We start from the raw sequence: 18,879 nt of genomic DNA on the forward strand, positions 1-18,879 counted from the left end.
ACAAGTCCATATTTCCAGTTGTTGAGCTGAAACAGTCTATCCCCAGACTGTTTCACTCCCACCTCCGCACAGCTCAAACTGTCTGGGAGACAGTTTGAGGTTGGAGATGAAGCGAACTCTGTTCGCATCAGTCATATAGGTCGGATTTGGAGTGTGAAACACGAACAAATCTGCCAATCAACCACTGCGCTGAGATGTTGGCACGAACTCTAAGAAGCGACGCTGGGCTTTTTGCCCAGCCTCTCCATTCGATTATTTTGTACCGAACAAGCGGTCACCAGCATCTCCAAGACCAGGCACGATGTAGCCTTTTTCATTGAGTTTTTCATCCAAAGCTGCTGTGTAAATGTCAATATCTGGATGAGCTTCTTGAAGAGCTTTCACACCTTCTGGAGCTGAAACAAGGGCAACAAATTTGATATTTGAAGCGCCACGTTTCTTCAAGGAATCAACCGCCAAAATAGCCGAACCACCGGTGGCAAGCATTGGGTCAACGACAAAAATATGACGTTGGTCAATGTCTTCTGGTAATTTTACAAGGTACTCAACTGGTTGAAGGGTCTCTTCATCACGGTACATACCAATGTGACCAACCTTAGCAGCTGGTACAAGGCTAAGCAAACCGTCAACCATACCCACACCTGCACGAAGGATGGGCACAATAGCCAATTTTTTACCTGCAATTTGCTTTTGAACCGTCTTGGTAATCGGTGTTTCAATTTCCACATCTTCCAGCGGCAAGTCGCGCAAGACTTCGTAACCCATTAGCATTGCGATTTCATTTACCAACTCACGAAAATCCTTTGTTGAAGTCGATGTACGACGAAGAATTGACAACTTGTGCTGAATGAGCGGGTGTGAAATGACTTGGAATTTACCCATGATGATAAGACCTCTCTTTTTTGTTTTTTCCATTTTACCAAAAAATCATGAAAAAAGCATGGGAAAAGAAAAGGAATTTATTTTTTGAGAACGATTGCCTCATATGGTCTCAATAATTGTCTATCCAAAAATGCTGCTTCACCATAGTTATGCATAAACAAGGAATACCCTTCACTTGATACTTCATAGGCCTGCTCATCACTGGTGAAATTTACCAGAATGATGAAATCATCCTGTTCATCATATTTACGGTAGGCCTTTACTGAGCTATTACCAGTCTCCATCACTTCATATTTTCCTTCAGACATACAAGGGTACTCTTTCCGAAGAGCGATTAATTTTTGATAGGTATAGAAAAGCGATTGTTTGTCTGTCAGTGCTTTTTCAACGTTGATGTCTTTGACAATATCTCCCAAAGCCAGCCAGGCTTGACCTGTACTGAACCCTGCTCCTTCTGCACCTGTCCATTGCATTGGACGACGAGCATTATCACGACCTTTGGCATTTATAGAAGTAAGCAATTCCTCCTTGGTGAAGCCATTTTCAATCCGTTCCGCATACATGCGACGTGTTTCAATATCGTCCGCTTGGCTAATATCCATAATCGGTGTATTAATCATACCGATTTCCTCACCTTGGTAGATATAAGGTGTCCCTGACATAAAATGAAGATAAATAGCCAACATTTTACCACTTAGTTCACGAAATGCAGGTCGATCATCACCGAAGCGAGAAATGGCACGAGGTAAATCATGATTATTCCAGAAAAGCGAGTTCCAGCCTTTACCAACCAGTTCAGTCTGCCATTTGGATAGAACCTTATGCAAACGTGCTGGATCAAGCGGTGCCAAATCCCACTTTTCTTTCCCTTCCTGCTGATCCAGTCCGACATGTTCAAATTGGAAAATCATCGAAAATTCTTTTCGGTCAGGATGTGAATATAACTGAGCATTTTCTGGATTGGCACTCCAGGTTTCCCCAACAGTCACTAAGTCGTATGCACCAAAGGTTTTCTCATTTAATTCCTGAATAAGAGGATGGAGAGTCGGGCCATCAGCTGTAATTAATTTTTCCGGTTCTTTTCCAATCAAATCAATCACATCTAGCCTGAAACCGCCAACACCTTTTTCAATCCAAAAATTGATCATATCCCAGATTTCTTGTTTCAGAGCAGGATTTTTCCAGTTCAAATCCGGTTGCTTAACAGAGAATTGGTGGAGATAGTATTTGTTCAGATGTGGAACGTATTCCCAAGCAGAGCCTGAGAAGGTCGAGCGTAATTCATTCGGCTCGTCAGCCCAAATATAATAGTCATAATAGGGATTATCTGGTCCTTTGAGGGCTTCTTGAAACCAAAAATGTTCATCCGAGGTATGATTGAGCACCAAATCCATGATTATTTTGATATTGCGCTTATGGCCTTCTGCAATCAGCTCTTCCATATCTTCCATGGTCCCAAATTCTGGAGCAATTCCTTGGTAGTCACTGATGTCGTAACCATAGTCATCCATGGGGGACTGATAAACAGGACTGAGCCAAATAGCATCAATTCCAAGCTCGTGAAGATAATCTAATCTGCTGATAATCCCTCGAATATCCCCTACTCCATCTCCATTTGAATCTTGAAAACTACGAGGGTAAATTTGGTAAATGACGGACTTCTTCCACCAATCTGTTTTTTGTATTTCTGACATTTGATTCATCCTTTCTGTACAATCTAATTTACGCAAGAAAAAGGGGAATCCCCCCTTTCTATATAATCATATTATAACTCAATTGTAGTAATTTTGCCCTCTTCTATTTCAACAATTTCAAAGGATTTTTCTTTTAGATTTGCTGTTAAGCGGGCAGATACCCCTGCATCTTGATTATTCCAGAAAATTTCCATACTTGTTTCATCCAACATCTTAACAGAGAACTCTCCATCAAAAGCTGGACTTGTATTGCGGAATTTAAGGAGTTTGAACAAGGATTGTACAACTGGCCGTTGCACTTCCTGCTCAATTTCTTCCAAATCATAGTAATGGCGATTGATATTGCGACCTTCCTTGCTTGATTCCAAAAGCTCAATATCATTTTCGCCTGCTAGCAAACCAACATAATAAATTTGTGGAATACCTGGTGCAAAACATTGGAGAACACGCGCTAATAGGTAAGCTTGATCGTTATTACCAAGGGCAGAATAATAAGTACAGTTAATCTGATAAATATCCAAATTATTGTAAGCTTCAGTGCTATAAATTTTCTTGACATTGGCACCTTGTGCATACAAGGCTTCACGCGTTTCCTCTGTCTCCTCATCCGTCAGCAAATCCTTAACATCCACAACACCGATTCCATCATGTGTATCAAGAGTTGTAAATTGCTTGCGAGGGCAAATCTCCATCCAGTGAACCAGACGATTGACATGACCTGAATACAAAGCGTGGAGAACCAGCATTGGCAAGGCAAAGTCATAAACATAATAATCCTGTTCCGCAATTTTTTGCTGAATGGTGTAGTGTTCATGAATTTCTGGTAAGATTTCTACATCTTTTGGTGCCAATAACTGACGTGGAAAATGGAGCATTTCCCAAATATCAGGTTCCACAAAGAAACAGTTGGTTCCGATTTTTTTATTGGCATAAGCAAAGGCGTCCAAACGAATGATCGAAGCACCATGTTCTGCCAACTGTTCCAAATTTTCTTGGATGAACTGGCGTGTTGTCTCTGTAGTCACATCCAAGTCAATCTGTTGCTCATCAAAGGTACACCATACCTTCTCCTCACTACCATCAGCAAATGTTGCAATTCGATATGGAGCACGAGGTTTACGCTTATAGATCAAATCAACATCTTCTTGCGTTGGCTCACCATTTGGCCAAAAGTTTTTATAGCGAATAAACAAATCCGCATAAGCTGATTCATCTTTCTTTTCAAGAAAATCAAGGAAATATGGAGATTTTGCCGAGATATGATTAATCATAAAATCGAACATCAGATAGTAGTCCTTACTCAATGCTTCAATATCTGACCAATCTCCAAATGCAGGGTCTACCTTTGTATAATCCATTGGCGCAAACCCACGGTCACCTGATGATGGGAAGAATGGTAGAATGTGAATACCTCCCACAACATCCTTTAATGGTCCCTCAAGAACTTTTTTCAAATCCTTGAGATTCTTGCCTAAACTATCAGAATAGGTAATCAACATAGCTTGGTTTTTAATTTTCATCGATATTCTCCTTTGTAAGCCTTTTCTTTTTCATTTTTTAGAAAAGGTTGAACAAGTCAACCTCTAGATTATTTGACAGATCCACTCGTCATACCTGAAATAATATGTTTCTGGAAGACAAGGTATACCAATAAGATTGGGATAATCCCCACCACATAGGATGCAAATGATGGTCCATAATCACTGAAATACATACCTTGGTAATTGTATTGAAAAAGTGGCAAGGTCCACATGCTTTGATCACGGTTCAATACTAGTAAAGGCAAGAGGAAATCGTTCCAGACCCAGAGGGCATTGATAATCAAAACGGTTGCATGCATAGGTTTCATGAGTGGGAAAATGATTTTCCAGTACATAGTAAATTTATCACAGCCATCAATAGCTGCCGCCTCATCCATTTCTTCAGGAACAATGGTCTTAATATAGCCGACATAGAGGAAGAGGGCCTGAGGGACTGCATAGGTCAAATATAGAATAATCAAACCGACAATATTGTTCAAGCCAAGGCTTGACATTAATTTGGTCATTGGGAGCATAATCACTTGGAAAGGTACAAAAATCCCAATAATCAAGAAAAAGTAGATAAAGTTAAACACTGTCTGGCGTTTCATTTGACGGGCTACGGCGAAAGCTGCCATTGGAATAACAAGTAGAATCAAGCCAACTGCTACAATCGTAATCAAGGCAGAATTGCCAAAATATTGTACAATCCCATCATTAAACAAGCGTTCGTAGTTATTTAAAGTGAAATTTTCAGGAAGACCAAAGAAGTTGCTCGTGATTTCCTTGGTTGGTTTGAATGAGCTAATAATCGTTACAAGTAGCGGAATAAACATGAAGAGAATACCGCTGAAGAGCACGAGATAAACCCACCAATTTTTCTGTTTGTGCTTGTTCATATTTACTCTCCTATACTTCAAATTTCTTAGAAATCTTCATCTGAATCAACGAAATCACAATGATAAAGATAAAGAGGACCACCGCTAAAGCATTCGCATACGAAAACTTATTATCAACAAAGGCATAGTTATAGACTAATAAACCAAGTGATTCTGTCTTGCCATCTGGGCCACCACTTGTCAGTGCAAAGATAAGGTCGAATGCTGTCAAACCTGACTTCATTGCCAAGATGAAAACCATACTGATAGATGGTAATAAGAATGGAAGTTCAATATTAAAGAATTGTTGAGAGCGTGTTGCACCATCGATTGCAGCTGCTTCTTTCACATCTTCTGGAATACTCTGTAAACCAGACAGGAAAATGATAACTGGCATAGCCAAGCCCTGCCAAAGTGCTACGAAAATAACAGCTGGAATAACAGTATTCTCTTGTACCAACAAGTTTTCCATCAACCAATCGATATGAAGGATTTCTCCAATCTGTGTAAAACCATAGTTGAACAATTGGACAAAAATCAAGCCCAATGTAACGGTTGAAAGTACCGCAGGGAAGAAATACCATGTTCTAAAGAAACCAACCGCCTTTATCTTGCGATTAAGTAAGGTAGCCAACCAGATTCCGATAACTATTTCTCCAATGACTAAACCAATGGTGAAGATAATGGTAAAAGTCATAGACGTATAAAAATCAGGATTTTTCAAGATATCTAGATAATTTTGAACGCCAATCAAGCTGAAATCTGATGTCAATCCATTCCAATCTGTTAAGCTATAATAGATACCCGTAAATAAGGGATAGAAGAAAAAGATTAACTGTAGACCAATTGGTATGGCAACAAATAGATAGGGCCAATATTTGGCAATAAAACCTTTTTGATTCATCATGATACTCCTTTTTTCTAAAAGTTTCATAGTTGCTTCGTGTCAGTTTGAATAGAAGGAGTGGTTAGGGGGATTCAAACTGACACGAAACAACTATGAGGAGGAACTAGGACTTGTCTAGCCCCTCCCAATAGCTCTATATCATTTATTTTTTCATCGGATCAAAGAAAGCATTCAATTCGTCCGCAAGCTTATCTGCCTTTGGATCTTTGATTGCTTCTACAGCGATGGTCCAGAAATCATTTTGCGATGTCCATTCTTTATGCAACCATGCAATTTGCTTATCAGTAAAGGCATATTGGGCAACTCCTTCAATTTCTGGGAACTTCCCTTCTGTTTCAACTCCCTCGACAGAAGTTGGCGAACCGTCTACATCATAATATTTTTGCATGACTTCTTTGCTAGACATATAAGCGAGGAACTTTTTAGCTTCTTCTGGGTGTTCCGTCTTGGCACTAATTGACAAAGCTAAGTCGGCACCACCGATAGTCACATCATCCCCTTCTTTTTCTCCAGGGAAGGCAAAGATACCGTAATCCAAATCAGCATTCTGTTGATTGATGACTGCAGCAGCCCAGCTACCTTGTGGCATCATGAGAGCTTTGCCATCTGCAAATGCTGCGACAGCATCGGCATACTTAGCTCCAGAAAATCCTGATTGACCATTGTCATGTAATAATTCGAAGGATTTAACAACTGCTTGCGTTGCTGGATTGTCAGCTGTGATACTACCTTTGCCACTCCGAACTAGGATATCTTGAGCTTGGTCATAACCTCCTGCTGCGCTCACCCATGCCAACTGATGGAATCCATTTAGTGACCAAGAATCAGCCAAAGACAGCGCAAATGGTGTTTCACCCTTGTCTTTAATCGCCGCTACTAATTTTTCGAATTCAGCAGTCGTTTTTGGTACTTCTAGGCCTAATTCTTTAAATTTAGCCTTGTTATAATAGATACCATAGACATTGGTGTTCAATGGGAGAGAATAAATTTTATTGTCAACAGCATAGAATTCTGCTGCTCCCTCTTTCAAATTGCCAACTCCAGCATCCTCTCCGAGTTCTAGGAAACGACCATCTTTTGCCCAAGCATCAAAATCTGCCGCAACCGGATAGACATTGATAATATCTGGATCTTCATTATTGGCCATACGAGTTTTCAAGATGGTTTCTGCATCTGGCACACTGGAAAATTTAATACTAATGTCTGGATTGGCCTTTTCAAAATCAGTAATGATTTCTTGCAAGGTCGCTTGCATTTCTGGTTTTTGCGAGAAATATTCTAGTTCGACTTTATCGCTAGACCCCGCCGAGCCATTCCCACATGCTGCTAGCAAACTAGCAAAAGCAATCACAGATGTACTTTTAACGAATGTTGTAAATTTCATTTTCTTTCTCCCTCTATAACTAGGTCATTTAGTAATAATATCATATTTTTCAACTGCTAATGTAACTAATCCTTGACTCTGGAAACGAATGCCATCTGCTTCAAGTGGTGTTTCAATTTCCATACTGAACACTTGCTTCCCTCCATTGATAAACAATTCAATGGAATGACTATCCAAAATAAAGCGACAGGTGATTGAATCTTGGAGGTCTACTGCTACTTTTCTGAAACAATTCTGATCTAATCTAAGCCCAGAATAGGTTCGATCAACTTCTAGCGTATCAGTCAGCCGAGTAAATTTAAAACTGGTATATAAGTCATCATTGCAAGCTAGATCAATTTGGAATGTTGTCCATTCTTTACCAGACAAACTGAGCTGTAAATCAATAAATCTACCTTTCAAATCTGGTTTTTGATAGGTTCCATCAATGGTGGTTGAAAATTGAAGTTTATTTTGACGATAAGCCTCTAGTTCCCGAATCGGTTGCTGGATGAGCTTACCATCTTCTAAGCTAAGCTCTCTCGGAAGAGTCATCATAGCCTGCCACTCTGTATTTTCTAAATCAGAAATCGAATTCCACGATTTCATCCATCCAATAAGAATCTGTCTCCCATCACTCAGACGACACGTTTGTGGTGCATAAAAATCCAAACCATAATCAAGAGATTTTCCTTCACCTTTATCAAATTTATGATTTTCTCTGTCATAATTTCCAATAAAATAGACTGAATTGTGACCATTATGGAATTCTAAGTCTTTAGCTCTCATGTGTTGAGGTGAGCAGATTAGAACGGATTGACCATCAATTTCAAAAAAGTCCGGGCATTCCCACATGCTACCATACTCTCCTGTATCATCGCTCGCAAGTACTCCGTTATAGGACCATTCTTGTAAATTCTGACTTGAAAATAGTTGGATTTGACCACGCCCATCTGTATCCAAGTTTCCGACAACCAGATTGTATCGTCCATCTGCTTTCCAAACTTTTGGATCACGAAAATGTTCTCTACTAAAACCGTCAGGCAGTAGATTCCCTGTCAATACTGGATTCGTATTAACTTTTTTATAATCAACTCCATCTCCAACGGCTAAACATTGGTCTTGAACAGTTTCAATCTGTCCACTACTGTTTTCTTGTTTTCGAACCCCTGTATAAATTAGATAGTGTTTTCCCTCGTGCTCCACTGCACTTCCTGAAAAGCATCCTTCCTGGTCATACCATTGGTCGGGTGCTAGAGCCACGGGCAAATCTTTCCAAACTACCATATCTTCCGTCACTTGGTGTCCCCAGTGCATGGGTCCCCACTTGATATCATAAGGATGATACTGATAAAATAGATGGACTTTACCCTGAAATTCTGAAAGTCCATTCGGATCATTTAGCCAACCAACAGGTGGACTAACATGAAATCGTGGCCTTGTATCCGAAGCAACATGATGCTGGGAAACATAATCTCTAGCCTTTTTCAAGTTTTGCATCCTTCACCTCCGGATGTTATTTGTAATGTAACCGGTTACTTAATGGTATTCTACCCTTTTAGTTTTTGATTGTCAAGCGTTTTCAAAAATATTTTTCTAAATTGAAAAAAGATTGACACATAGCGATTTTCACTATATAATACTGAAAACAGGAAAGGGTTTTCAAATGAAGCAACAAAAGGTTACATTTGCGGATATTGCAAAACATACAAATTTTTCAAAGACAACCATATCACGATATTTTAATAATCCCGATTCATTAACAGATGCCAGCAAACAAAAGATTGAAAGAGCATTAATTGAACTGGGTTACCAAGAAAATAAACTTGCAAAAGTATTAGCCAAAGGCAAAACGGAGTTCATCGGTATTATCATACCAAATCTATTTCTCCACTTTTATGCGGCCATTTTAGAAGAAATACTAGCTACCTATAAAAAAAATAATTACAAATTCTTAGTTTTCATCGGTGATGACAATATTGAGACCGAACGAGAGTATATCCAAGAATTATTGGCTTATAATATCGAAGGATTGATTGTTTTAAGTCATACCATTACTTCTGAAGAATTAGCCAGTTACAATGTTCCTGTGGTTTCAATTGAGCGCGAATCACAATATATTTCTAGCATTGAAACCGACAACTATCTAGGAGCCATTCAAGCTACAGGTTCTTTAATCAAGAATAACTGTGATATACTTATCCATATTAATGGAAAATTGAAAGAAAACATACCTGCCTATAATCGAGTCAAAGGTTTCGAAACAATGTGTCAGGACAGTGATGTAGAGTACAGAATCTTTGCAACGGACCTAGGTAGTTCTTACCATCAGATTCAAACTGAATTACAGCACCATTTTGAGACGATTGAGGCTAACTATCAAGGTAAGCGCAAAGGAATTTTCTTTGCTAACGATACCTATGCCTCTATCTTTGTCAATATCCTGTTCCAAAAATATGGTCATTTCCCTGAGGATTATCGTATTGTAGGATTTGATGATTCTCCGATTGCATCGGAAACAATTATTCCATTGACAACTATCAGACAAGATTTAAAGGCTATTTCTCACACAGCTTTAGAAGTTTTGAGCCAGCAAATAGAAGAACGAAAGAAAGGAATTATTTCGCCTATCCAACATCGCGAGATTGCTCCGAAATTGATTAAGCGCTCCACAACATTTTAAAATAATGGCTACCTAGTAGAACTAAAATATCGTTACTAGGTAACCTTTTTTATTGTTCATTACTTCATTGGGTCAAAGAATGCATTTAGTTTCTTAACTAATTCTGTAGAATTTGGAATATCACAGCTTCAACTGTGATATTCCAGAACTCTTCTTCTGATTCCCACTCAGATTGCAACCAAACTACATGTTTGTCAGTGAAGGCATATTGCGTCACTCCAGCAGTTTCTTCAAACTTACCTTCTGTTTCAACGCCTTCTACAGAAGTTGGCGAACCATCTACATCATAGTATTTCTGGAGAACTTCTGGACGAGAGAGGTATTCTAGGAATTTTTTAGACTCTTCTGGGTGCTCTGTATCTGATGAAATAGATAGAGCAAGGTCAGCTGCACCAATGGTATAGTCGCCACCTTCTTTATCACCAGGGAATGTAAACATACCATATTCAAATTCTGGTTCTTGTTGGTTTACAGCTGTAGCTGCCCATGTACCTTGTGGAAGCATGAGAGCATCGCCTGCTGCAAAGGCTGCCACCGCATCTGCATAAAGCGCACCTGTTGCCCCTTTTTGTCCATTATCTGTTAACAGTTGTAAGCGTTCTAGAACTGCTTTTGTAGTCGCATCATCTTGAATTGCGCCTTTGGCACTACGGATTAGAATATCTTCTGCACCATCAAATCCACCCGCAACAGTTACCCATGCCAACTGATGGTAACCGTTCAAGGACCAAGCATCGTTCAATGAAAGAGCAAATGGTGCTGCACTGCCATCAGCCTTGATTTTGTCTACCAAAGCCACAAATTCTGCATAGGTAGTTGGAACTTCGAGACCCAATTCTTTGAACTTATCCTTATTATAGTAAATACCATAGGCATTTGCTGTCAAAGGAAGGGTGTAATTTTTTTCGTTAACAAGATAAGGCGTGACAGCACCATCTTTTAGATGACTGAGACCTGCATCATCACCAATTTCTAGGAATCGACCATCCGCTGCGTATGCTTTGAAGTCCGCATTTTGTGGATAAATGTTGATGACATCTGGCGCTTCGTTATTTGCCATACGGGTTTTTAAAACAGTTCCTGCATCTGGTACATTTGAAAATTTAATATCAATCGTAGGATTTTCTTTTTCAAATTCATCAATAATTTCCTGTAGAGTTGCTTGCATTTCTGGTTTTTGTGAGAAATATTCAATCTCAACCTTATCACTACCACCACTTGCATTCCCACAAGCAACCAAGAAGCTGGCAAAAGCACAGACGGACGCACATTTTAAAAATGTTTTCATTTTCATTATAAAATCCTCCTAGATTTTGTTAAAAATATATTGTACACTAAAATAATCTTTTTGAACATGTGGCATTGTAAGACCGATGTTCATCAATTCATCCCCGTAGAATGTTTCTCCTAATTGAGGGCATTCATACAAGGCATCTGGATCAAGTCCTTTTAATTGAACTTGTAAAAGCGGAGCTTCTGATTGAGCCAGTATCTTAACAAAGGTGAATACTGCTTGACTTCTATCCTTATTGACATAATTGGCAGCCCAGGTATTGCTTGTTTTTTTCAAGCGATAGAGCAAACCCTTCTGCACTGTTGAGCGAATGGACTTGAAGGTTTGAACTTGCTGACGAATTTCATCCAATTCCACTTGAGAAAGTTTCGTTAAATCCAGCTCGTACCCAAAGGCTCCTCCCATCATGGCGACATTCCCACGTGTTGCAAGCGGAGTGATTCGACCGACTTGATGGTTTGGAACAGCCGACACGTGTGCTCCCATAGAAGAGGCAGGTAAAACCAAACTCGTTCCTTCTTGGATAGAAAGTCGACCAATAGCATCTGTATTATCACTAACCCAAGCCTGTGGCATGTAATAGAGTAAACCTAAATCATTTCGGCCACCGCCACCAGCACAGGATTCGAACAAGATGTCTGGAAAACGCTTTGTAAGGGTGTCCAATACACGATATAGCCCTAAAATATAGCGATGATGGAATTCAAATCGTTGAGCATTTGCATAATATGGCGACATACTCGTAATATTGCGATTCATATCCCATTTAACATAACTAATCGGAGCTGACTCTAATATACTTGCGACAGATTCAATAATATAATCACAAACCTCTGTCTTGGTCAGATCCAACACCAATTGTTCTCTACTGAAAATCGGTTTCCTCCCATCAATATGAATGGCCCAATCTGGGTGTTTCCGATAGAGATCACTATCTACTGAAATCATCTCTGGTTCAAACCACAGTCCGAATTTCATACCAAGTTGGTTTATACGATCAGCCAGTCCATCCAAACCATTTGGCAACTTATCCAAATTGACTTTCCAATCACCCAATGAACATTCATCATGATTTCGTTTTCCAAACCAACCATCATCTAGTACAAAAAGTTCTACTCCAACTTGACTTGCCGATTTCGCCATCTCTACGATCTTATCTTCAGTAAAATCGAAATAGGTCCCCTCCCAGTTATTAATGAGGATCGGTCGTTCTTGATGACTAAACTTCGAAGCTACAATATGATTTTTTATGAACTCATGACTATCTTGTGTCATGCCAGTCAACCCTTTATCAGTGAATGATAAGAGGACTTCTGGTGTTTGGAAACTAGAATGATTGCTTAACTCCCAACTAAATTGTTCATCATTTAACCCCATGCCCCAACGACATGTCTCTAGTGGTGTCACTTCAGCAAATCCAGTGAAATTTCCACTATAAACTAATTGAGCAGCATAGACATCACCACTATCTTCGGTTGTTGTTGGATCCGCCAACGCTAAGAATGGTGTTTTTGAATGACTTGAGGCACCACGAATACTTCCAATAGAAAATTTTCCTTTGGTTAATGGTGTTTGTGTCCACTCTTTCTCGTAACCATAACGTCCAGCTAAGCTATGGACTGTAAAATCTTTATGTGGAAAATCGAGGGTAAAAGACAAAGCCTTTTCGATTTTTGTTGGAAATTGACCTGTTTGAATGGTTGTAGAACGGCAAAGATAATTCGCGTCCTCAAACACACTGTACTGAAGAGTTACCGTAATGTCTGTTAGCTGATCGTAGAGATCAATCTCTAGGCTCTCAACCTCATCCTCTCTAGCGAAACTAGAAGGTAGGCCTTCAAGTGCTTGTTTACCTTTCTGTATTCTGTGTGCCTTATACTTTAAATCCAAGGCCACACCAAACTCATTTCGCAATTCAATTGCAGATGTGCGGAAATCACCTAAACCATTACTAGAGTACTCCTGTTGTAAGGTATCCATAGAGTATGTCCTGTTTCCAGAAATTGGACTAGGTGAAAAGGATCGATCTAGATATGTGATTTTGTTTCCATAACTAAAATTTTTAACCTTTTTACCAAAATATCTGTGAACTAAATCTCCCGTTTCCAAAATTTGAATTATGTATGAAAACTCCCTCGTTTGTAGGTGGAACAAGCGATTTTCTTCTAAATAGTGAATCATGTTCTTCTCTCCCATCTCATTTACATACTTTATTTTATAAAATGAAAACGCTTTAATTAATGGTCTTTTGTATCTTAAACATGGTATAATGTTTCCTAAGGAGAATTGAGATGAATATTCTAAATATCTACAATGAATTTGACAGTCATAACTTTGATCTAAACGTAGACCATTATGGAGCTGAACAGTGCGATAAGAACTACTCATTTGGGCCGACTATACGAAATAACTATGTACTTCATTTTATTACGAATGGAAAAGGCAAGATTACAATCAATGGAGAAACGACTGAATTAAGAGCTGGAGATATTTTTGTACTCCCAAAACATCTGTCTATTTTTTACCAAGCTGATGGAATCGAACCTTGGACCTATACTTGGGTAGGTTTCAGTGGCTCTCGTGCTGAAACTATTCTTGCTCAAACTCAACTTCTAGAAAAATATTATCTCCACTCCCGTCTCGATTCTCCGATATTAAAAAAGATGATTGATATCAATCATACGAAAAAGCAAACACATCCAATGATTACCGAACTAATCTTAATAGGCCATTTAAATCAATTGCTCGCAGCTCTTGTAGAAGAATTTCCTAATGAATCTTTAAAAGATGCATCTACTCTTGCCAAAAATTACGTTCATCATGCTATAAAAATCATTCATTCTCAGTACAACAGTCCAATCAAAGTGTCTGAAATTGCTCATCAACTTGCGTTGAGTCGCAGCTACTTGTATAAAATTTTTAAGCAGGAAACCGGTTACTCTATCAAAGATTATATTGTCCAAGTTAAGATGAACCACGCTTGTCAACTACTTGCTAATCTCGATCTAAGTATTACAGAAATCGCGAATTCAGTTGGATATTTTGATCCATTGACATTTAGCAGTGCCTTTAAAAATCAATATCACCAGAGTCCAAGTGACTATCGAAAATATCGATTTCAATAGATGATGTTCGTATAACCTTTTGATTTCTAGCAAACTAAAAGTGTGTTCTGACTGTTATTCAGAACACACTTTTAAATTTACCCAAACACTCCTGCAATTCGTTCACAGGCTTCTTTTATGGTTTCAAACGGTGCTGCTGCATTGAGGCGGGCGTGATGAACACCTTCTTTACCAAAAGTTTGTCCATCGTTTAGGACTACTTTTGCCTCTTCTTTCAATTTACGATGCAATTCATTATGCTCCAAAGCATAGGCAGAAAAATCAAGCCAGACCAGATAGGTTCCTTGTGGTTTTACTACCTTGATCTTTGTCTGTTGAGTCAGGTAGTCCGTCACATAATCAATATTTTTCTCAAGAACTGTCTTCAATTCCTCTAACCATGGACGACCATATCGAAAGGCTGTTTCAGTCGTAATCAAGCCAATGGCTGGAATTTCATGCTGGTTATTGACCAGCTGTCTTCTTGTAAAAGCCTTTCTTAATTGTGGATTTTCAATAATAGCAAAGCTATTTTTCGTACCTGCAATATTGAAAGTTTTTGTTGCAGACGATAAAACAAGGGTGAAATCTTTAAAATCCGGACTCACAGTGTTGAAACTGTGGTGCTGGTTTCCATAGAGGGTCAGATCTTGATGGATTTCATCTGAAACTAGCAAGACCTTGTGTTTACAGCACAATTGACCAATTTTTTCTACCTCCTCCTTGGACCAAACACGACCACCAGGATTATGGGGGTTGCAGAAAATGTAGAGTTTCACTTCCTGCTCTACAAGGTCGCGCTCTAATTGTTCAAAATCAATCTGGAACTGTCCGTCCACCACCCGCAGTGAATTCGTCACCAATTGGCGATTATTCAATTTTACCGTACGGGCGAAGGGAGGGTAGACAGGAGTATTAATAAGAACGGCATCTCCCTCCTCAGTAAGAGCCTGGATAGCTACCGAGAGGGCTGGCATAACTCCCTCAATCAAAACAATACTTTCTTTGCTGATTTCATAGCCGTGTTGGTCTTTTTCCCAATCAATAATGGATTGATAGAGAGAATCACTAGCGTAGGGATAGCCGAAGATATGTTGGTCTGCATACTGGCGAATGGCAGAGCGAATTTCGGGCAGGGCTTCAAAATCCATATCGGCAACCCATAGCTGTAAGAGTTCTGGATCCTCCTCACTGGCCTTCCATTTTTCTGAATGGTGATTTAAGCGATTGGGTCTGGTTGTAAAATCATACTGGGTCATATCTTATCCCTCCAAGGCTGTTTTCAAATCTGCAATCAAGTCATCCGCATCCTCAATGCCAATAGACAGACGGAGCAAGTCATCCGTTAGTCCGTAAGAATGGCGGGTTTCAGCTGGAATATCTGCGTGGGTCTGAGTAGCTGGGTAGGTAATCAAGCTCTCCACTCCTCCCAAACTTTCCGCAAAGGTAAAGACCTCTAGGGTATTAAGAATGTGAGGAATGCGACCTTCATCCGCTACCTTGACAGAAATCATGCCCCCCTTGCCCGTGTAATAGACCTGCTTGACAGCTGGACTGGCTTGCAAGTAGGCGACAATCTTCTGGGCATTTTGCGTTGCCCGTTCCATACGCAGAGAGAGGGTTTTCAGTCCACGCATGAGAAGGTAGGCATCTAGGGGCGAAAGGGTTGGACCTGTGGTATTTTGGTCATAAAAGAGTTTGTCGTAGAGTGCTTGGTCATTGGTCATGAGCACACCTGCCAATACATCATTATGCCCTGACAGGTACTTGGTCGCAGAATGCAAGACCACATCAGCTCCAAGAGTAAGAGGATTTTGGTAGATAGGGCTGTAAAAGGTGTTATCGACAATCACCTTGGCACCTTTGGCATGGGCGACAGCCGAAACCTTAGCAATGTCAAACTCTACCATGAGGGGATTGGTCGGTGTTTCTAGGAAAACATAATCTGTCTGGTCTGTGATGGCGGCTAGTAGCTCTTCCTCGGTGTTGGCATAGGTGAAGCTAAAACGCCCCAACTGCTCCTGCTCATTGAACCAGCGGAAGGAACCGCCATAGAGATCACGCGCTGCAACTACCTTGCTTCCAACAGGAAAACCGTTAAAGAGCAAGACCAAAGCAGCCATACCAGAACTGGTCACGAGCGCATAGTCAGCCTTTTCAATGGCAGCTAAGGTTTTCTCCAAGCTAGCTCTGGTCGGATTCTTGGTCCGCGTATAGTCAAAGCCTGTCGATTGACCAAATTCGGGATGTTGATAGGTGGTCGAAAGGTGGATAGGGGAAATCAATGCCCCAGTTTTTTCATCGTTGTTGATGCCAGTATGTGCCAAAATCGTATCAATCTTATAATCTGTCATAACATCTACTCCATTCTAACTTATTAACTAGTCTAGCATGAAATAGGAGATTTGGTGTGAAAAATATCCAAAAATACTTATAGAAAAACGGCAAGCTTTGTTATAGTTTTTCTTTATAACAAAACTTACTGTTGTTTACATATAAATATTTGAAAACCTACGAATAAGTTGATATAATAAGAGAAAGAGAGGTGATTGCTTATGAAATTCAGGTTTAACAAGCGTTTCTATCGGTACAATGCCTTTTATTCTATGATTTTTTGGATATGTTTTTTACTGCCCGATTTCTTTAAGGACAATTCTCCAAGTCCAACTTGGTATGCCCTATTAGCCTTTCTGATTGTTTTTTTCAATGCCATTCGCGCCTTTTTCTTCAAGGAAGAAAAGGAACTCACTCGCATGGGCTACATCTTTCATCTGATAATGATTATGGTCATTGTCTACCTCAAATTCATTTTGGGTAAGTAGATTGGAGCCTACTGTGTTTAAAAAATTCAATACAGCATTTTATCGAACTTGGGAATTTTATTTCTCTATCATTTGTATCCTACAAGTGATGGATGCTGCTCTACGTGGACCATTCTGGTTTATCCCTTTTCTCCAGCTTGCTCTCGGGCTCTATGCTGGCTATCTAGCTTTCTTTAATCCAGGTAGCTGGATAAAAAAAACATGGCAGATTTTTCTGGTCATTGGCTTTATTGTCAGTTGGACAATCATTTCCATCTTTCTACTGTGAGGATTTTCTATGGTTAAGGAATTTAATAAAGAATTTTATCGGAGTTTGAATTTTTATCTCATGATCCTGTTATTGCTGGGGAGTATTGGGGAGTGGCTAAATAAGGGACCTAGCCTCTGGCTTGCACTCTTGCTCTTTGCTGCTGTCGGTACTGCCCGTTGTGCCTTTTGGTCTAAAGAATGGACCCTGAAAGCAAATTGGCAAATCTATCTCTGTATCGCTTTCTTACTAGTTGGGGCTTGGATTGAATTTTTTAGTTAGATTGAAAGGAGCGTAGAATGCGTTCCTTTTTTATTCCAAAATGGACAGAGATTTTCTGCTAAAGATGGTATAATAAAATCATGCAAAAAATTGAGTTATTAGACGGAGAGCGGATTGACCAGCTCTTCTCAACAGATGTTCAGATTATTCAAAATAGGGAGGTGTTTAGCTACTCGATTGACAGCGTCCTCCTTTCGCATTTTCCAAAAATGCCTGCTCAGAAGGGGCTGATTGTTGACCTTTGTAGTGGAAATGGGGCGGTTGGCCTCTTTGCCTCTACACGCACCAAGGCGCCTATCATTCAGGTTGAATTGCAGGAACGCCTAGCCGACATGAACCGCCGCTCCATCGCCCTCAATGGTCTAGAGGAACGGGTCTCGGTCATCAATGATGACTTGGCAAACTTGCCTCAATATGATTTGCGGTCCAAGGTGGATTTGATGCTCTGCAATCCTCCCTACTTCAAGGTGGACGAGGGTTCAAACCTCAATGAAAGCGAGCATTATCTTCTAGCCAGACATGAAATCGCAACCAACCTAGACAGCATTTGCCAGGTGGCCCAACAGGTGCTCAAATCCAATGGTCGCTTGGCCATGGTCCACAGGCCCGACCGATTTTTAGATATTCTTGATAAGCTAAGGACCTACAAATTGGCTCCCAAACGGATCCAGTTTGTCTATCCCAAGGCCAGCAAGGAGGCCAATATGCTACTAATTGAGGCTATCAAGGACGGCTCGGTGGACGGTCTGCACATCCTGCCACCTCTGGTTGTCCATGAAGAAAACGGAGACTATACTCCTGCTATTCGTGAGATTTATTATGGAAAATAAGGCCTACTTTTATGTCTTGGAATGTGCCGACGGAAGTCTTTATACCGGCTATACGACTGATGTGGTCAAGCGGCTTGCTACCCATAATCGTGGGAAAGGGGCCAAGTACACCCGCGCACGCTTGCCTGTCAGCCTACTCTATCAAGAAGCCTTTGCCAGTAAGCAGGAAGCCATGTCTGCCGAGGCACTCTTTAAGAAACGCAGCCGACAGAGCAAGTTAGACTATATCTCAGAAATGACAAAAAAACCTCGCTCCAGATTGAACTGCTCCCTGTCAAGTGGACAATGAAATAATAAAAGATTAGGCGACGGCCTTGTTCCTCATTTCAAGAGGGGCAAGGCCGTTGTTGCGTTCTTGAAATCGTTGATGATT

17 protein-coding genes and 1 pseudogene are annotated in these 18,879 nt (G+C 40.2%); 7 read left to right on the forward strand and 11 right to left on the reverse strand.

Annotated features, from left to right (window positions below; genetic code table 11):
- Positions 1-252: 252 nt before the first annotated feature.
- The 7 genes from upp to C1E58_RS07225 form a co-directional block, all read right to left on the reverse strand.
- Entirely contained in the window at positions 253-882 is a 630-nt protein-coding gene (upp, locus tag C1E58_RS07195) for a uracil phosphoribosyltransferase (RefSeq protein ID WP_002937309.1), read from the reverse strand.
- 77 nt (positions 883-959) lie between these two features.
- Positions 960-2,576: an alpha-glucosidase gene (locus C1E58_RS07200; protein WP_105209888.1), complete on the reverse strand. Its 1,617-nt coding sequence runs from the start codon at positions 2,574-2,576 to the stop codon at positions 960-962.
- Positions 2,577-2,647: 71 nt separating this feature from the next.
- A complete protein-coding gene (gene gtfA, locus C1E58_RS07205) occupies positions 2,648-4,096 on the reverse strand; it encodes a sucrose phosphorylase (protein WP_032511148.1) in 1,449 nt (482 codons plus the stop codon).
- Between the two features lie 68 nt (positions 4,097-4,164).
- Complete coding sequence (locus C1E58_RS07210) at positions 4,165-4,995, reverse strand: carbohydrate ABC transporter permease (RefSeq protein WP_105209889.1); 831 nt, start codon at positions 4,993-4,995, stop codon at positions 4,165-4,167.
- A gap of 10 nt (positions 4,996-5,005) precedes the next feature.
- A complete protein-coding gene (locus tag C1E58_RS07215; protein WP_161951289.1) occupies positions 5,006-5,878 on the reverse strand; it encodes a carbohydrate ABC transporter permease in 873 nt (290 codons plus the stop codon).
- Between the two features lie 145 nt (positions 5,879-6,023).
- Positions 6,024-7,265, reverse strand: coding sequence for an extracellular solute-binding protein (locus C1E58_RS07220; RefSeq protein ID WP_105209891.1), 1,242 nt, complete (start codon positions 7,263-7,265; stop codon positions 6,024-6,026).
- A 24-nt stretch (positions 7,266-7,289) separates the two neighbouring features.
- Entirely contained in the window at positions 7,290-8,744 is a 1,455-nt protein-coding gene (locus tag C1E58_RS07225; protein WP_044668669.1) for a glycoside hydrolase family 32 protein, read from the reverse strand.
- Between the two features lie 166 nt (positions 8,745-8,910).
- Between C1E58_RS07225 and C1E58_RS07230 the strand changes: the two genes are divergently transcribed.
- Entirely contained in the window at positions 8,911-9,927 is a 1,017-nt protein-coding gene (locus tag C1E58_RS07230; RefSeq protein ID WP_004298914.1) for a LacI family DNA-binding transcriptional regulator, read from the forward strand.
- Between the two features lie 59 nt (positions 9,928-9,986).
- On the opposite strand, the pseudogene C1E58_RS07235 reads toward C1E58_RS07230, so the two are convergent.
- Together C1E58_RS07235 and C1E58_RS07240 are read right to left on the reverse strand one after the other, a co-directional pair.
- Positions 9,987-11,221, reverse strand: a pseudogene (locus C1E58_RS07235) (extracellular solute-binding protein).
- A 12-nt stretch (positions 11,222-11,233) separates the two neighbouring features.
- Positions 11,234-13,402: an alpha-galactosidase gene (locus C1E58_RS07240; RefSeq protein WP_105209892.1), complete on the reverse strand. Its 2,169-nt coding sequence runs from the start codon at positions 13,400-13,402 to the stop codon at positions 11,234-11,236.
- 110 nt (positions 13,403-13,512) lie between these two features.
- Here C1E58_RS07240 and C1E58_RS07245 point away from each other — a divergent pair, with 110 nt between their 5' ends.
- The gene (locus C1E58_RS07245) at positions 13,513-14,346 is read left to right on the forward strand and encodes an AraC family transcriptional regulator (RefSeq protein ID WP_105209893.1); all 834 of its coding nucleotides are present in this window, start codon (positions 13,513-13,515) and stop codon (positions 14,344-14,346) included.
- Positions 14,347-14,423: 77 nt separating this feature from the next.
- On the opposite strand, the gene C1E58_RS07250 is transcribed toward C1E58_RS07245, so the two are convergent.
- Positions 14,424-15,584, reverse strand: a complete 1,161-nt coding sequence (locus C1E58_RS07250; RefSeq protein ID WP_105209894.1) for a MalY/PatB family protein — start codon at positions 15,582-15,584, stop codon at positions 14,424-14,426.
- Between the two features lie 3 nt (positions 15,585-15,587).
- Positions 15,588-16,679 carry a cystathionine gamma-synthase gene (locus C1E58_RS07255; protein ID WP_105209895.1) on the reverse strand — a complete coding sequence of 364 codons (1,092 nt, stop codon included), beginning with the start codon at positions 16,677-16,679 and terminating at the stop codon, positions 15,588-15,590.
- Positions 16,680-16,880: 201 nt separating this feature from the next.
- On the opposite strand from C1E58_RS07255, the gene C1E58_RS07260 reads away from it, so the two are divergent.
- From C1E58_RS07260 to C1E58_RS07280, 5 genes are all read left to right on the forward strand, one after another.
- Positions 16,881-17,147, forward strand: a complete 267-nt coding sequence (locus C1E58_RS07260; protein ID WP_105209896.1) for a hypothetical protein — start codon at positions 16,881-16,883, stop codon at positions 17,145-17,147.
- Positions 17,148-17,160: 13 nt separating this feature from the next.
- Positions 17,161-17,415 (forward strand): hypothetical protein, encoded by a 255-nt coding sequence (locus C1E58_RS07265; RefSeq protein ID WP_105209897.1) that lies wholly within the window; start codon positions 17,161-17,163, stop codon positions 17,413-17,415.
- Between the two features lie 9 nt (positions 17,416-17,424).
- Complete coding sequence (locus tag C1E58_RS07270) at positions 17,425-17,676, forward strand: hypothetical protein (RefSeq protein WP_105113515.1); 252 nt, start codon at positions 17,425-17,427, stop codon at positions 17,674-17,676.
- Between the two features lie 80 nt (positions 17,677-17,756).
- Complete coding sequence (locus tag C1E58_RS07275; protein ID WP_105113516.1) at positions 17,757-18,506, forward strand: tRNA1(Val) (adenine(37)-N6)-methyltransferase; 750 nt, start codon at positions 17,757-17,759, stop codon at positions 18,504-18,506.
- Positions 18,496-18,795: a GIY-YIG nuclease family protein gene (locus C1E58_RS07280; protein WP_105113517.1), complete on the forward strand. Its 300-nt coding sequence runs from the start codon at positions 18,496-18,498 to the stop codon at positions 18,793-18,795. Before C1E58_RS07275 ends, C1E58_RS07280 begins: the two co-directional genes overlap by 11 nt.
- The last annotated feature ends 84 nt before the right edge of the window (positions 18,796-18,879 follow it).

Origin of the sequence: Streptococcus suis, assembly GCF_002964575.1 — a bacterium.
Classification (GTDB): domain Bacteria; phylum Bacillota; class Bacilli; order Lactobacillales; family Streptococcaceae; genus Streptococcus; species Streptococcus suis_R.

Coding starts and splice junctions, on each gene's coding strand:
- upp (WP_002937309.1), bottom strand. CDS start 882: ATGGGTAAATTCCAAGTCATTTCACACCCGCTCATTCAGCACAAGTTG.
- C1E58_RS07200 (WP_105209888.1), bottom strand. CDS start 2,576: ATGTCAGAAATACAAAAAACAGATTGGTGGAAGAAGTCCGTCATTTAC.
- gtfA (WP_032511148.1), bottom strand. CDS start 4,096: ATGAAAATTAAAAACCAAGCTATGTTGATTACCTATTCTGATAGTTTA.
- C1E58_RS07210 (WP_105209889.1), bottom strand. CDS start 4,995: ATGAACAAGCACAAACAGAAAAATTGGTGGGTTTATCTCGTGCTCTTC.
- C1E58_RS07215 (WP_161951289.1), bottom strand. CDS start 5,878: ATGAATCAAAAAGGTTTTATTGCCAAATATTGGCCCTATCTATTTGTT.
- C1E58_RS07220 (WP_105209891.1), bottom strand. CDS start 7,265: ATGAAATTTACAACATTCGTTAAAAGTACATCTGTGATTGCTTTTGCT.
- C1E58_RS07225 (WP_044668669.1), bottom strand. CDS start 8,744: ATGCAAAACTTGAAAAAGGCTAGAGATTATGTTTCCCAGCATCATGTT.
- C1E58_RS07230 (WP_004298914.1), top strand. CDS start 8,911: ATGAAGCAACAAAAGGTTACATTTGCGGATATTGCAAAACATACAAAT.
- C1E58_RS07240 (WP_105209892.1), bottom strand. CDS start 13,402: ATGATTCACTATTTAGAAGAAAATCGCTTGTTCCACCTACAAACGAGG.
- C1E58_RS07245 (WP_105209893.1), top strand. CDS start 13,513: ATGAATATTCTAAATATCTACAATGAATTTGACAGTCATAACTTTGAT.
- C1E58_RS07250 (WP_105209894.1), bottom strand. CDS start 15,584: ATGACCCAGTATGATTTTACAACCAGACCCAATCGCTTAAATCACCAT.
- C1E58_RS07255 (WP_105209895.1), bottom strand. CDS start 16,679: ATGACAGATTATAAGATTGATACGATTTTGGCACATACTGGCATCAAC.
- C1E58_RS07260 (WP_105209896.1), top strand. CDS start 16,881: ATGAAATTCAGGTTTAACAAGCGTTTCTATCGGTACAATGCCTTTTAT.
- C1E58_RS07270 (WP_105113515.1), top strand. CDS start 17,425: ATGGTTAAGGAATTTAATAAAGAATTTTATCGGAGTTTGAATTTTTAT.
- C1E58_RS07275 (WP_105113516.1), top strand. CDS start 17,757: ATGCAAAAAATTGAGTTATTAGACGGAGAGCGGATTGACCAGCTCTTC.
- C1E58_RS07280 (WP_105113517.1), top strand. CDS start 18,496: ATGGAAAATAAGGCCTACTTTTATGTCTTGGAATGTGCCGACGGAAGT.